A 14,688-nucleotide genomic window follows, 5' to 3' on the forward strand; every position below is an offset into this window, starting at 1 on the left:
TCCCCATGTGAGAGTAGGTCATCGTCAAGATTAAATTCCGAAACCCCAATTGCGAAAGCAGTTGGGGTTTTGTTTTGCCCGCAGGAAAGTGGTTTGCTCGTTCGAATCAGCAGGTACGCGCGGTCCAATCGTCGCGAGGACCGCCATTGGGGAAAATCCTTCTGAAGTGACCACTCGGTTTTTGGTATGGTGCAGCTCGTTTTTTAACGGACTGATGTCATGCCCACGGATCGGCACTCAAATTATGTCAAAGAGTTGCTGTAGAAATGCCTGAACCAATCCCGATCAAGGATCACGAAAAAGAGAAGCGGCTGGTCAACAAACGGTTGATTGCCTGCGCTCTGTTCGTCTTTGCTATCAGCTGCGCGCTGGTGGTGCGCTTGTACATCTTGCAAGTGGTTGAATACGACTACCATTCGACCATCTCTGAAAACAATCGCGTGCACGTCTTGCCAATCCCGCCGACAAGAGGCCTGATCTACGATCGCAATGGCGTGCTGCTCGCCGATAACCGTCCCAGTTACAACCTGATCATCACCCGTGAACGCACTACTGATGTCAATCAGGAGTTGGACGAAGTGATCAACCTGCTGCATTTGCCCGCCGAAGATCGCACGGTTTTCGATAAGGCCATGAAGCAATCCCGTCACCCATTCACCCCGGTGACGTTGTTCTACGAGCTGACGGAAGAACAGATCGCCGTATTGGCGGTTAACGAGTTCCGATTGCCAGGTATCGACGTCGAGCCGCAGTTCGTTCGGCATTATCCACTGGGTTCACACTTCGCGCATTCGATCGGCTACGTCGGCCGGATCAACGAAAAAGAATCCAAGACCCTCGACTCGGTTGAATACCGCGGCACGCAATCCATCGGTAAAACCGGCATTGAACGCTTCTACGAAGCGCAGCTGCATGGTCATGTCGGCTATGAAGAAGTTGAAACCAACGCTCAGGGCCGAGTATTGCGGGTGCTCAAACACACCGATCCGATTCCTGGCAAAAACATCGTTCTGAGCCTCGACGTTAAACTGCAGGAGGCTGCCGAAGCCGCACTGGGCGACCGTCGTGGTTCGGTGGTTGCGCTTGATCCGTCTACGGGTGAAGTGCTGGCAATGGTCAGCAATCCGAGTTTCGACCCGAACCTGTTTGTGACCGGCATCAGTTCCAAGGAGTACTCGGCGCTACGCGACTCCATTGATCGGCCGCTGTTCAACCGTGTGCTGCGCGGCCTGTATGCGCCGGGCTCGACCATCAAGCCGGAAGTGGCGATTGCCGGCCTCGATGCCGGTGTCGTGACACCGCAGACCCGCGTCTTTGACCCCGGCTACTACCAACTCCCGGATTTCGATCACAAGTACCGCAACTGGAATCACAGCGGCGACGGCTGGGTGGACATGGACGCGGCGATCATGCGCTCCAACGACACTTACTTCTACGACCTGGCGCACAAGCTCGGCATCGATCGCCTGCATGACTACATGGCGATGTTCGGCCTCGGCGAAAAAGTCTCGCTGGACATGTTCGAAGAGTCGCCCGGTTTGATGCCGTCTCAGGCCTGGAAGCGTGCCACGCGCCGTCAGGCGTGGTTCCCGGGTGAGACGGTGATCCTCGGCATCGGACAAGGCTACATGCAGGTCACACCGCTGCAACTGGCCCAGGCCACTGCGCTGATTGCCAACAAGGGTGTATGGAATCGCCCGCACCTGGCGAAGACGGTCGATGGCGTGGCACCGGTCGACGAGCATCCGATGCCGAACATTCTGCTGAAGAACCCGCGTGACTGGGATCAGGTCAATCACGGCATGCAGATGGTGATGCACGATGCCCGGGGTATTGCTCGCGCCGCTGCGGCAGGCGCGCAATACCGCATTGCCGGCAAGAGTGGTACTGCGCAAGTGGTGGCGATCAAGCAGGGCGAGCGCTACAACCGCGAGAAAACTCTCGAACGCCATCGCGACAATGCGTTATTCGTGGGCTTCGCGCCGGCTGAGCACCCGAAGATCGCGATCTCGGTCATGATCGAAAACGGCGAGGCTGGGGGTCGAGTTGCAGGTCCCGTGGTGCGGCAGATCATGGACGCCTGGTTACTGGATCAGGATGGCCATCTCAAGCCGCAATATGCCGCGCCGGCCAAACCTGCGGGTGATCCGCATGTTTGATCCTGCAAGTCGCCCGGCACGAATTCACGCACGCGGAGCGCGCTGGGCGACGTGCAATCACATGAACTACTTGCAGCTATAACCCTCGGGCATCGTTACGGTGTAGTTGCGCTGCACGCGATCGTGGAAATCCAGATTCTGCAGGCCTTGTTCCACCAGAAAGGTTTCGACCTTGGTAGCCTGGCAATCTTCATTGTAGGACGAAGCCCGAAGCAGGTAGACCGTACGCTTGCTCACTTCATCCCGGGCAGTGGCGATGAAGGTGCTGAGGGTGGTGTAACCGGTCCGCTCCGACGTACCTACTGGGCCATAGGTGGTTTTTGGGGTACTGGTACAGCTCAGTCGGTCGTCTTTCTTCTTGATGTTTTTGCACACCGTCGAGGTGCTGGTCGTTACCTGGCCGTAATCAGTGGCGGTATAACGGTAGGACACTTGCCGGCTGCCGATATCGAGGGTGACGGTCATTTTGACCGGAGCGTGGGTTTTCGGTAGATCAGCGTCGGTATAAACCTCTCGAAAGCCCTGATCTTTCAACGCATTCACCATGTCGCGAAGATAGTAGCGGGCAGTCAGTGCATTTTCAGCCGTGCCGCTTGCCGAGGTCACCAGCACCGTTGCCTTTCGATCAAACGAGTAGTCCGGATCAGGTATTGCGTTGAGCGCTACGTCCATTTGCGTGGCGCAGCCGCTGAGTGACGCTGTCAGCGATAACAGCGCGCATAATAAAAAACGGGACATGAAATAGCCGCCTTGAAACTAAGGATTGAATAAGTGTTGAACGATTGGGACTAGCGAGAAACAAGTCGCCGTTGGGGGGGAGTCTCAGTCTTTCTGGTATTCCAGCAGATCGCCCGGCTGGCAATCGAGCGCAGCGCAGAGCTTGTCCAGAGTTGCCATCTTCACCCCTTTGACTTTGCCGTTTTTCAGCAACGACAGATTGGCCTCGGTGATTCCGAGCAGGGCGGCTAACTCTTTCGAGCGAATTTTTTGCGTGGCCATGACGACGTCAAGGCGGACGATAATGGTCATTATATTGTTCTATATGTACTGACTTTGCTCATCGCTGAGTGCTTTTGCGTCACGCATGATAATTGAAAACGAACAGAGCAATACGCCTTTGATTATCTCGTAGGCAGAGGAGGAGGACAGGCCAATGGAGAACCGGAAAATGCGACTTCCCGGTGGCAGATCTATCGACAAGGCCAGACCTTGCAGGGTTTCTACCAGCGGATAGGTTGATGGGGAGACGATGCAGATAATTCCTACCCGCCACAGGACTCCGATATTACGATCCGTCCAGGTTTCGCCGCGCGACAAGCGCAGGAAAAACAATCCCGTCAGCCAGAGCGCGTAGGCCGACAGGATAACGGGCAGGAAGTCCAAAGCGATAATCAGCGCAGTGGCCGTTGACGACAGCCAGGTGTCGGGATCGAGCAAGGCGCCTTCGACAAACGGATCGCGCAATTGTGGAGAGCCTTCAGCAAACGCATAGAGCAGATTCGCCACCATCTCATCGGTCTTGAGTAGCCAGACCGTGGCGGTGCTGCCGGCCTCCGTCACACCCAGAACCCAGACCAGAATCGCAGCCAGCAGCCCGATCCAGTGCATGCGCTGCAGCGCCAATCCATTGTTGAGAGTACTCATGAGAATTCCTGGTTGTTTCGGTGAGGCAGCGAATTCTCAATGATAAATTATCGAATAACAATAATTAATTTTGATTTTGTGCGTGACATATTGCAGCACCAGCTCCAACGCTTTTGCGAGCATGCCCTCTAAACCATTACGAAATCAGGCACCCGGCACCGGGCAGCTCATATCCCCCTCCTGACATTTCAGATACTGCTTGAGCGCCTCGACGCGCGCCTTGGTCACCCCGGTCAGGCAATTGCTGTAGATCAGCGGATAGACACTCCCGCCTTCGACCCCGGACGCCGAAAACTTGCACTCGGCATCGCGAAAGCCGATCCACGCTCGCTGCGCACCCACCAGCAGCTTCTTGCTGTCAGGGTTGTCCTTCAGGCGACTGGTGATCTGCTGATACACCGCGTTCAATTCCTTGTCCGCCGCTTTGAATTCCTGCCCGGCACACTGATTCAGGGTGGCCTGATCGCTGGCATTGGCGCAGTTGACGGCAGCGTGGGCGACGGGAATGAAGAGGAAGGGGGTCAGGGCCAGAAGCAGGCGTGGGGACATGGGTAATCTCGCTGTGTCGGAAGGAAGTACTGAGCATCTTAGCGGCTCTGGGCGCTTCTATTCAGGTACGCGTAGCCGGGACGCTTCGAGCAGGCGATCTGCGGTGGCCGCTATCTCCTCGCCATCATGGAGCATTTCCAGCCAGTGGGCAGGAATCGCCCGAACACCGTAATGGGCGCCGGCTACCTGACCGACGATAGCGGCCGTGGTATCGGCGTCATCGCCCAGGTTGGCGGCTTGCAGAATCGCCGCTGCGAAGCTGTCGGTGTGATGAAAACACCACAGCGCCGCTTCCAGTGACTCGACGCTATAGCCGCTGCCACGGATTTCGCTCACAGACTTCGCCAGATAATGACCTTGAGCGATGGCTGCGACTTTGCTTTCAGCGAAGGTCGAGTCTGGCAGTGTGCGCAACTCTGACTTTGCGGCGCCAAGCAGAGCCTTGTAGATCACCTCGGCCAACAACTGACAGCATTCGATGGCTTCGGCAGCTGCGTGGGTTGTCCGCGAACTGTCTGTGGCGAACTGGCGGATCTGCCGGGCATCAGGAAAACAAAACAGTACCACCGGCACCAGGCGCATCAGCGAACCGTTGCCGGCGGTAAACGGGTCGGTGGATCCCGCAAAGGGCTGACCGGTTTGCTGATACCGCGCCAGCGCCTGGCTGACCGTCATGCCGATGTCGAAACAATCACCGGTGGAGCTGAGATAGCCCCATTTCCACCAGTTGAGGTACCGTCCCATCTGGTCGACCGCATCGAATGTGTTTTTGCTCAGCAGGCTTTATGCCAGGCACAGCGCCATTGAGGTGTCATCCGTCCATTGCCCTGGCTTCAAGTGGAAGGGGCCGCCACCAACCATGTCCGTCAATGGCTGGAATGAGTCCCGCGGCTTGAATTCCACCGCGGTTCCTACAGCGTCGCCACAGGCAAGGCCGAGCAGGGCGCCGCGATAACGCTCGCAAAGGGATGGCTGCATGTTTCGTCCTTGTTCGATTCCATTTCTTGGGAAAAGGTAACAGGTTCATCGGATGGGAGCGCCCGACATTCTCTCGTTCTGTGATCGGAAATGCCGCCGAATGTTTCCCTCGTGCTGCACAGGTGCACGGCTTTTGATACAACTTCAGGTTGGACATGTGGTCATACAAGCCTACTGTTCAGAACAGGAGGTGACGTATGAAACCAGTACCCAATAGTTTCGAACGCAAAATCACCCTCAAGGCGCCGCGTTCCTATGTCTGGCGTGCATTGGTCGATGCCGAAGCGTTTGGCCAGTGGTTTGGTGTAGCGCTGGAGGGCAGGCGGTTCATCGCCGGTGAATGGACGCAGGGGCAGGTTACTTACCCCGGTTATGAACACGTGTTGTGGAACGTGCTGGTTGAACGGGTCGAGCCACAGCAGTTGTTCTCGTTTCGCTGGCACCCGTATGCGGTCAACCCGAAAATCGACTATTCCCAGGAGCCGACGACACTGGTCAGGTTCGAGCTGCAGGATTACGAGGGCGGCACGTTGCTCAAGGTGTCCGAGTCCGGTTTCGCGCACATTCCCGATGTGCGGCAAAAAGAGGCGTATCACATGGACAGCCGTGGCTGGGAGGAACAACTGACTCGACTTGAACATTTTCTTGCCGAAAGCGCCAAAACCCGAAAGCGTGACGGTGACTGATAGCGCAATGTTTGAACCCTGGCTGCGTCGCTGGGCGCTGGTGCCGGACGGTGAGCCAATCATCACTCCGGGCAGCCGTCTGTTACCGGTTTATTTCGGTGAAGCGCCAGCCATGCTCAAGATCGCGCTGGATACCGACGAGCAGTACGGCAATCGGCTGATGACCTGGTGGGACGGTGACGGCGCCGCGCAGGTGCTGGCCCATCACGAGAACGCTCTGCTGCTGGAGCGGGCCATGGGCCGGCGTTCGCTGATGCACATGGCGCTCAACGGTCAGGACGACGCGGCCACGCGGATCATGTGTACGGCGCTGGCGCGCTTGCACGCGCCACGTCCGACGCCACCACCGCCGCTGGTGGAGCTGGGGCCGTGGTTTGCGTCGCTGCAAGTGGCCGCCATCGAGCATGGCGGCCCTTACGCCCGCAGCCTGCAAACAGCGCAAACGTTGCTAGCTGAACCGCAGGATGTGGTGGTGCTGCACGGTGACATGCACCACGACAATGTCCTTGATTTCGGTCAGCGCGGCTGGCTGGCGATCGATCCCAAGCGGGTTCGCGGCGAGCGTGGTTTTGATTACGCCAACCTGATCTGCAACCCGGACTTGCCCACGGCAGGCGACCCCGAGCGTTTCCGGCGGCAGGTCGAGGTCATTGTCGACGCAGCCATGCTGGATCGCCGACGGTTGCTGCAGTGGGTGCATGCGTTCGCCGGGTTGTCCGCCGCCTGGTTTCTGGAGGATGACCAGCAGGAACAGGCCGACGGGCAGCTGAACATAGCGCGCATCGCGGCGTGCATGCTGGATGCCTGACTGGCGTAAGGGTTTTCGGAAGGGCTTCTATAGCGAATGTCTTACACGCACTGGTAGCTTTTGCGACTTTTACAGATTGGATCCACACCGTAATCTACACCCATCAACTGAGACACAGGGAGTGTTTCAGGGTCATGGATGATCGACCATTGCAAGGATCGCTGCCGACAGGGAGTCGATAATGGTCTTGGGAAAAACCCGCTTCGGCGGGTTTTTTTTCGCCTTGTAGGAGCTGCCGCAGGCTGCGATCTTTTGATCTTGCTTCTTGAAAGCCAAAATCAAAAGATCGCAGCCTGCGGCAGCTCCTACAGGGGAGCGCGGTTTCAGGAGGCGATCAGTTGGCGCAGGACGTAATGCAGAATCCCGCCCGACTTGAAGTACTCCACCTCATTCAACGTATCGATGCGGCACAGCACTTCGATTTTTTCCTGTTTCCCGTCTTCACGGGTGATCATCAGCGTCAGGTTCATGCGCGGCGTCAGTTCGACGCCGGTCAGGCCCTGAATATCCAGGGTTTCCTTACCAGTGAGGTTCAGGCTCTTGCGGTTCTGATCAAGCTTGAACTGCAGCGGCAAAACGCCCATGCCCACCAGGTTGGAGCGGTGGATACGCTCGAAGCTTTCCGCGATCACCGCTTTGACGCCCAGCAGGTTGGTGCCCTTGGCCGCCCAGTCGCGACTGGAGCCAGTGCCGTATTCCTGACCGGCAATCACCACCAGCGGTGTGCCATCGGCCTGATAACGCATGGCGGCGTCATAGATCGCCATTTTCTCGCCGCTCGGGATGTAGATCGTGTTGCCGCCTTCTTCGCCGCCGAGCATTTCGTTACGGATACGGATATTGGCGAACGTGCCGCGCATCATCACTTCGTGGTTGCCACGCCGTGAGCCGTAGGAGTTGAAGTCCCGCGGCTCCACGCCTTTCTCACGCAGATACTGCCCGGCCGGGCTGTCAGTCTTGATGTTGCCGGCAGGAGAGATGTGGTCGGTGGTCACCGAATCGCCCAGCAGCGCCAGAACCCGCGCGCCTTTGACGTCGGTGATGACCGGCAACGGGCCGGAAATATCGTCGAAGAACGGTGGATGCTGGATGTAGGTGGAATCGTCCTGCCACACATACGTGGCGGCTTGTGGCACCTGGATCGCTTGCCATTGTTCGTCACCGGCAAACACCTCGGCGTACTCCTTGTGGAACATCGCGGTGTTGACTTGATTCACCGCGTCGGCGATTTCCTTGCTGCTCGGCCAGATGTCGCGCAGGTACACCGGATTGCCTTGTTGGTCATTGCCCAGCGGCTCAGTGCTGATGTCGGTGCGCACGCTGCCGGCCAGGGCGTAGGCAACCACCAGCGGTGGCGAGGCCAGCCAGTTGGTCTTGACCAGCGGATGCACCCGGCCTTCGAAGTTGCGGTTGCCGGACAGCACCGAAGCGACGGTGAGATCGGCTTTCTGGATGGCTTTCTCGATCGGCTCGGGCAATGGCCCGGAGTTGCCAATACAGGTGGTGCAGCCATAACCGACCAGCGAAAAGCCGAGTTGATCGAGGTATTGCGTCAGGCCGGCAGCCTTGTAGTAGTCGGTGACCACTTTCGAACCGGGGGCCAGCGAACTTTTGACCCATGGTTTACGCGTCAGGCCTTTCTCCACGGCTTTTTTCGCCAGCAGACCGGCCGCCATCATCACGCTCGGGTTGGACGTGTTGGTGCAGGAGGTAATCGCGGCGATCACCACCGCGCCGTTTTTCAGGCGATAGGTGTGGCCCTCGTATTCGTACTCGGTTTCGCCAATCAGGTCGGCGTTGCCCACGGCCACACCGCCGCCGCCCTCGCTTTCCAGGCGACCCTCTTCCTTGCTGGTAGGCTTGAATTGCAAATCGATGAAATCACTGAAGGCCTGCGCCACGTTTGGCAGCGAAACCCGGTCCTGCGGGCGTTTCGGCCCGGCCAGGCTGGCCTCGACGCTGCCCATGTCCAACGCCAGGCTGTCGGTGAACACCGGCTCCTGACCGGGCAGGCGCCACAGGCCCTGAGCCTTGGTGTAAGCCTCGACCAGTTTCACCACTTCGGTCGGGCGACCGGACAGGCGCAGGTATTCCAGAGTAACGTCATCAACCGGGAAAAAGCCGCAGGTCGCGCCGTACTCCGGGGCCATGTTGGCGATGGTTGCGCGGTCGGCCAGTGGCAGATCGGCGAGACCGTCACCGTAGAACTCGACGAATTTGCCGACCACACCTTTCTTGCGCAGCATCTGCGTGACGGTCAGCACCAGGTCAGTGGCGGTGATGCCTTCCTTGAGCTTGCCGGTGAGCTTGAAACCGATCACTTCCGGAATCAGCATCGACACCGGTTGACCGAGCATCGCGGCTTCGGCCTCGATGCCGCCGACGCCCCAGCCAAGTACGCCGAGACCGTTGATCATAGTGGTGTGGGAGTCGGTGCCGACCAGGGTGTCGGGGAAGGCGTAGGTGCGGCCGTCCTCATCCTTGGTCCACACCGTGCGCCCGAGGTATTCGAGGTTGACCTGGTGGCAGATCCCGGTGCCCGGCGGCACCACGCTGAAGTTGTCGAAAGCGCTTTGGCCCCAGCGCAGGAATGCGTAGCGCTCGCCGTTGCGCTGCATTTCGATGTCGACGTTCTGTTCGAAGGCGCTTGGGGTGGCGAATTTGTCGACCATCACCGAGTGGTCGATCACCAGATCCACCGGCGACAACGGGTTGATCCGCTGCGGATCGCCGCCGGCCTTGGCCATCGCTGCACGCATGGCGGCGAGGTCGACCACGGCGGGTACGCCGGTAAAGTCCTGCATCAATACCCGGGCGGGACGGTACTGGATTTCCCGGTCGGAGCGACGCTCCTTGAGCCATGCGGCGATGGCTCTGAGGTCGGCGCCGGTGACAGTTTTTTCATCTTCCCAGCGCAGCAGGTTTTCCAGCAGGACTTTCAGCGACATCGGCAACTGGTCGATATTGCCCAGGCTTTTCGCGGCATCCGGCAGGCTGAAATAGTGGTAGGTTTTTTCGTCTACTTTCAGGGTTTTGAGGGTCTTCAGACTATCGAGGGACGGCATTACGATCACTCCTTTGAGTCCGCACGGCTACGGACTGAGGGGACGGGCAGAGCTATCAACGTAGCCCTGTTTTCAGTAGCTGGCTAATAACTGGACTCTATGGGCAAGTCCAAGGTTCCGACATCGGCTATCATGCGCCGGTTTTCGTGACAGGCTTTGCTTCATCGCAAGGCTTGAGCAGCGTGCAGGGGCCGAATGTCCGCCCTCTGCCCAGGAGTAAGAATGAACACCCTATTCATGCATTGCCGGCCAGGCTTCGAAGGCGAAGTCTGTTCGGAGATTTCCGACCTCGCCGCCCAGTTGAATGTGGCCGGTTACGCCAAGGCCAAACCGGCCACCGCGTACGCCGAGTTTGTCTGCACCGAAGCAGACGGCGCCGAACGCCTGATGCGCGGCCAGCGTTTCGCCGAGCTGATTTTTCCGCGCCAGTGGGCGCGTGGTGTCTTCATCGATTTGCCGGAAACCGACCGCATCAGCGTCATCCTCGAGCAGATGGCGGACTTCCCGGTCTGCGGCAGCCTGTGGCTGGAAGTGGTCGATACCAACGACGGCAAAGAGTTGTCGAACTTCTGCAAGAAATTCGAAGGCCCGCTGCGCAAGGCGCTGACCGGTGCCGGCAAACTGGTGGACGACGCCAGCAAACCGCGCCTGCTGCTGACCTTCAAGAGTGGTCGCGAAGTGTTCCTCGGTATGGCCGACGCCGGTAACTCGGCGATGTGGCCGATGGGCATTCCGCGTCTGAAGTTTCCGCGCGAGGCGCCAAGCCGTTCGACCTTGAAACTGGAAGAGGCCTGGCACCACTTCATCCCGCGTGATCAGTGGGACGAGCGCCTGCACAGCGACATGACCGGCGTCGACCTCGGTGCCGCGCCGGGCGGCTGGACCTGGCAGCTGGTCAACCGCGGCATGCTGGTGACCGCCATCGACAACGGCCCGATGGCCGAAAGCCTGATGGACACCGGCCTGGTGCAGCACTTGATGGCTGACGGCTTCACCTTCAAGCCCAAGCAGCCGGTGGACTGGATGGTCTGCGACATCGTCGAGAAACCCGCGCGCAACGCGGCGATGCTCGAAGAGTGGATCGGCGAGGGCCATTGCCGCGAAGCGGTGGTCAACCTCAAGCTGCCGATGAAGCAGCGTTACGCCGAAGTGAAGCGCTTGCTCGAACGCATCGCCGATGGCTTCAAGGCCCGGGGGATCAAGGTCGATATCGGCTGCAAGCAGCTGTATCACGACCGCGAGGAAGTGACCTGCCATTTGCGTCGGCACGACATCAAGAAACCCAAATCCCGCTAACACCGTAGATCCCTGTAGGAGCTGCCGCAGGCTGCGATCTTTTGACTTTGATTTTAAAAACAAGATCAAAAGATCGCAGCCTGCGGCAGCTCCTACAGGGGTGTGGCGTAACACCGCAGATGACTGAGCCCCCGGCAATGCGCGACAATGCCGGCCAGTTTCAGGAGTGAATCATGAGTGAAATGATCGATACCCCGGTGGACGGCACCCTCGACGCCACCGGTCTCAATTGCCCGGAGCCGGTGATGATGCTGCACCAGCACATCCGTGATCTGATGCCGGGCGGCCTGCTCAAGGTGATCGCCACCGATCCCTCGACCCGTCGCGACATTCCCAAGTTCTGCGTGTTTCTCGACCATGAACTGGTCGGCCAGCACGAAGAGGCGGGTACTTATCTGTACTGGATCCGCAAGAAACTCGCCTGAACCCCACGCACACACATAAAACCAATGTGGGAGCGGGCTTGCTCGCGAATGCGGTGTTTCAGTCGACATTAACAGTGACTGACACACTGCATTCGCGAGCAAGCCCGCTCCCACATTTTTTTGTCCTGCGTTGGCCGTCAACCTGCCGAGCGACTGATCCGGATGCGCTTGCGTGCACTGCGCGTCAGGCGGACCGACAGCATCAACGCTGCACAGCTCAGGCCGACAATCAGACCTTGCCACAAGCCGCTCGGGCCACGCGGTTCGCCGAGCCAGTCCGTCAGGCCGAGGGCGTAACCCACCGGCAGGCCGATGCCCCAGTAAGCGAACAGGGTCAGGATCATCGTTACCCGGGTGTCCTGATAACCGCGCAGGGCGCCGGCAGCCGTGACCTGGATCGCATCGGAGAACTGGAACAGCGCCGAGTACACAATCAACATCGCCGCGATATGAATCACCGTCGGATCCGCGGTGTAGATCGACGCGATCGGTTCGCGCAGCAACAGCATCATGCTCGCTGAAATACAGGCGTAGGCCAGCGCGGTGCCCATGCCCACGCCGGCGGCAAAGCGCGCTTCACGGGGTTCTTCGCGGCCCAGGGCCTGGCCGACACGCACGGTCACCGCCATGCCCAGCGAATACGGAATCATGAACACCAGCGAACTGACATTCAGCGCGATCTGATGCCCGGCCACTACGGTGGCGCCAAGGCTACCGATCAGCAGGGCGATCACCGCAAAGATGCTCGACTCGGCGAACACCGCGATGCCGATTGGCAGACCAATCGCCAGCAGACGCTTGATCACCGCCCATTGTGGCCAGTCGAAACGGCTGAAGATCTCACTCGAACGATAGGCCGGCGCCCAGCGTTCCCAGCCGGCCAGACCCAGCGCCATGACCCACATCACGATCGCCGTGGCCCAGCCACAGCCGACGCCGCCCATGGCCGGCACGCCGAAGTGACCATAAATGAAGATGTAGTTCAGCGGAATGTTCAGCGCCAGACCACACAGCCCCAATACCATCGCCGGACGGGTGCGGCCAATGCCGTCACTGGTGCAGCGCAGCACGTGATAGAAGGCTACCGCCGGCAGGCCGCTGGCGATGCCGTGCAGGTATTGCATGCACGGGACGATCAGCTCGGGATCGACCTTCATCAGGTGCAGCACCGGTTCGGCGGCCACCAGCATCGTCGTCGCGATCAAGCCCACCACCAGCGCCAGCCACAGGGCCTGACGCACGATCGGCCCGATTTCGCTGTGGGTGCCGGCACCAAAGCGCTGGGCGACTTTCGGCGTGGTGGCCAGCAGGGTGCCGGTCATCAGCAGAAACACCGGAACCCAGATCGAGTTGCCCAGTGCCACCGCCGCCAGATCCCGAGGCCCGACGCGGCCGGCCATCACCGCATCGACGAAGCCCATGGCGGTGGTCGCGAGTTGCGCGATGATGATCGGCAATGCCAGGCCGAGAAGATTCTTCAGCTCCAGACGAATCCGCGCAGGGCGGGTGAGGGAAACGGCGAGCGGTTGGTCAATTACAGAATTCACAGGCAAAGCGTCCACAGGGGTTGATGCGCAAGGCGCCGCATTCTACGCCGCTGACGTGACAGTCAGGAAAAATCCTCTGTTGCGGATTTGTAATCTGCAGGAGCTGCCGCAGGCTGCGATCTGTTGATCTCGATCTCGATCTTGAAAAACAAAATCAAAAGATCGCAGCCTGCGGCAGCTCCTACAGTTAAACTGCCGATCCGCCCAAGGAGCCCGCCATGCTGATTGTTGCCGACGAAAATATCCCGCTGCTCGATGCCTTTTTTGCCGGTTTTGGCGAGATCCGCCGGGTGCCGGGCCGTTCCATCGACCGTGCGACGGTCGAGCAGGCCGATGTGTTGCTGGTGCGCTCGGTGACCAACGTCAACCGGACGTTGCTCGAGGGCAGCAAGGTTCGCTTTGTCGGCACTTGCACCATTGGCACGGATCATCTGGATCTCGAATACTTCAGCGAGGCGGGCATCACCTGGTCCAGCGCACCCGGTTGCAATGCGCGCGGCGTGGTCGATTATGTGCTCGGCAGCCTGATGACGCTGGCGGAAATAGAAGGCGCTGAGTTGCCGCAGCGGACTTACGGTGTGATCGGTGCCGGTGAGGTAGGAGGACGACTGGTCAAGGTTCTCAAGGGCCTGGGCTGGAACGTCAAGGTCTGCGATCCGCCGCGTCAGGCAGCCGAGGACGGCGATTACGTCAGTCTGGAACAGATCATCGAACAGTGCGACGTGATCAGTTTGCACACACCGCTGACTCGTGCGGGCGAAGGTGCGACCTGGCATCTGCTTGACGAACAGCGTTTGCAGCAACTCAAGCCCGGCGCCTGGCTGATCAATGCCGCCCGTGGTCCGGTGGTGGATAACGCCGCGTTGCGCAAAGTGCTGCTGGCGCGCGAAGACCTGCAAGCGGTGCTCGATGTCTGGGAAGCCGAGCCTGAGGTCGACGAGGTCCTCGCTGAACTCTGTGTGCTGGCCACCCCACACATTGCCGGCTACAGCCTCGATGGAAAGCAGCGCGGGACGGCACAGATCTATCAGGCTTACTGCGAATTTATCGGCCAACCGGCGAGCATCCAGCTCAGCGATCTGTTGCCTGCGCCGTGGCTGTCGGAAGTGACCCTGCACGCCGACAGCGATCCGGCCTGGGCGCTGTCGATGTTGTGCCGCGGAGTGTACGACCCACGCCGCGATGACGCGGATTTTCGCCGCAGCCTCGTAGGCAATGTCGCCGAACAGCGTGCGGCGTTTGATGTGCTGCGTAAGCAGTATCCGGTTCGGCGTGAGATCGAGGGACTGAAGGTGCGGATTGTAGGCGACTCGCTGCAGTTGCAGCAGATTGTGGTGGCGTTGGGGGCGGTGGCTGTCCAGTAAACAGGTTGACCCTTTCGCGAGCAGGCTCGCTCCCACAGGTTAACGCTGCCCTCTGTAGGAGCTGCCGAAGGCTGCGATCTTTTGATTTTGTTTTTTGAAGGCAAGATCAAAAGATCGCAGCCTTCGGCAGCTCCTGCACAGAGCGGCAGGCAGAAAAAACCCGGCCA

12 protein-coding genes and 1 pseudogene are annotated in these 14,688 nt (G+C 59.3%); 6 read left to right on the forward strand and 7 right to left on the reverse strand.

What is annotated here, in order from left to right:
• Positions 1–266: 266 nt before the first annotated feature.
• Positions 267–2,159 (forward strand): penicillin-binding protein 2, encoded by a 1,893-nt coding sequence (gene mrdA / locus DBR18_RS13740; RefSeq protein ID WP_108590714.1) that lies wholly within the window; start codon positions 267–269, stop codon positions 2,157–2,159.
• A gap of 66 nt (positions 2,160–2,225) precedes the next feature.
• Here mrdA and DBR18_RS13745 read toward each other — a convergent pair whose 3' ends face one another.
• From DBR18_RS13745 to DBR18_RS13765, 5 genes and pseudogenes are all read right to left on the reverse strand, one after another.
• Complete coding sequence (locus tag DBR18_RS13745; protein WP_108590715.1) at positions 2,226–2,897, reverse strand: hypothetical protein; 672 nt, start codon at positions 2,895–2,897, stop codon at positions 2,226–2,228.
• An 84-nt stretch (positions 2,898–2,981) separates the two neighbouring features.
• Positions 2,982–3,188 (reverse strand): helix-turn-helix transcriptional regulator, encoded by a 207-nt coding sequence (locus DBR18_RS13750; protein WP_003226632.1) that lies wholly within the window; start codon positions 3,186–3,188, stop codon positions 2,982–2,984.
• 9 nt (positions 3,189–3,197) lie between these two features.
• Positions 3,198–3,803 (reverse strand): hypothetical protein, encoded by a 606-nt coding sequence (locus DBR18_RS13755; protein ID WP_108590716.1) that lies wholly within the window; start codon positions 3,801–3,803, stop codon positions 3,198–3,200.
• A 144-nt stretch (positions 3,804–3,947) separates the two neighbouring features.
• A complete protein-coding gene (locus tag DBR18_RS13760) occupies positions 3,948–4,352 on the reverse strand; it encodes a lysozyme inhibitor LprI family protein (RefSeq protein ID WP_108590717.1) in 405 nt (134 codons plus the stop codon).
• A 57-nt stretch (positions 4,353–4,409) separates the two neighbouring features.
• A pseudogene (locus DBR18_RS13765) lies at positions 4,410–5,330 on the reverse strand (ADP-ribosylglycohydrolase family protein).
• 197 nt (positions 5,331–5,527) lie between these two features.
• Between DBR18_RS13765 and DBR18_RS13770 the strand changes: the two are divergent.
• Both DBR18_RS13770 and DBR18_RS13775 read left to right on the forward strand, forming a co-directional pair.
• Complete coding sequence (locus tag DBR18_RS13770; RefSeq protein WP_108590718.1) at positions 5,528–6,016, forward strand: SRPBCC family protein; 489 nt, start codon at positions 5,528–5,530, stop codon at positions 6,014–6,016.
• A 7-nt stretch (positions 6,017–6,023) separates the two neighbouring features.
• Positions 6,024–6,824, forward strand: coding sequence for an aminoglycoside phosphotransferase family protein (locus tag DBR18_RS13775; RefSeq protein WP_108590719.1), 801 nt, complete (start codon positions 6,024–6,026; stop codon positions 6,822–6,824).
• 323 nt (positions 6,825–7,147) lie between these two features.
• Here DBR18_RS13775 and acnA read toward each other — a convergent pair whose 3' ends face one another.
• On the reverse strand, positions 7,148–9,889 hold the full coding sequence (gene acnA, locus DBR18_RS13780; protein WP_108590720.1) for an aconitate hydratase AcnA: 2,742 nt from the start codon (positions 9,887–9,889) through the stop codon (positions 7,148–7,150).
• A 222-nt stretch (positions 9,890–10,111) separates the two neighbouring features.
• Here acnA and rlmM point away from each other — a divergent pair, with 222 nt between their 5' ends.
• Both rlmM and tusA read left to right on the forward strand, forming a co-directional pair.
• Positions 10,112–11,185, forward strand: a complete 1,074-nt coding sequence (rlmM, locus tag DBR18_RS13785) for a 23S rRNA (cytidine(2498)-2'-O)-methyltransferase RlmM (protein ID WP_108590721.1) — start codon at positions 10,112–10,114, stop codon at positions 11,183–11,185.
• 173 nt (positions 11,186–11,358) lie between these two features.
• Complete coding sequence (gene tusA, locus DBR18_RS13790; RefSeq protein WP_108590722.1) at positions 11,359–11,610, forward strand: sulfurtransferase TusA; 252 nt, start codon at positions 11,359–11,361, stop codon at positions 11,608–11,610.
• A gap of 137 nt (positions 11,611–11,747) precedes the next feature.
• Here tusA and DBR18_RS13795 read toward each other — a convergent pair whose 3' ends face one another.
• Complete coding sequence (locus DBR18_RS13795; RefSeq protein WP_108590723.1) at positions 11,748–13,157, reverse strand: MATE family efflux transporter; 1,410 nt, start codon at positions 13,155–13,157, stop codon at positions 11,748–11,750.
• A gap of 218 nt (positions 13,158–13,375) precedes the next feature.
• Here DBR18_RS13795 and pdxB point away from each other — a divergent pair, with 218 nt between their 5' ends.
• Positions 13,376–14,521: a 4-phosphoerythronate dehydrogenase PdxB gene (pdxB, locus tag DBR18_RS13800; protein WP_108590724.1), complete on the forward strand. Its 1,146-nt coding sequence runs from the start codon at positions 13,376–13,378 to the stop codon at positions 14,519–14,521.
• Positions 14,522–14,688 lie beyond the last annotated feature (167 nt).

This window comes from Pseudomonas sp. HMWF021, from assembly GCF_003061005.1.
GTDB lineage: Bacteria > Pseudomonadota > Gammaproteobacteria > Pseudomonadales > Pseudomonadaceae > Aquipseudomonas.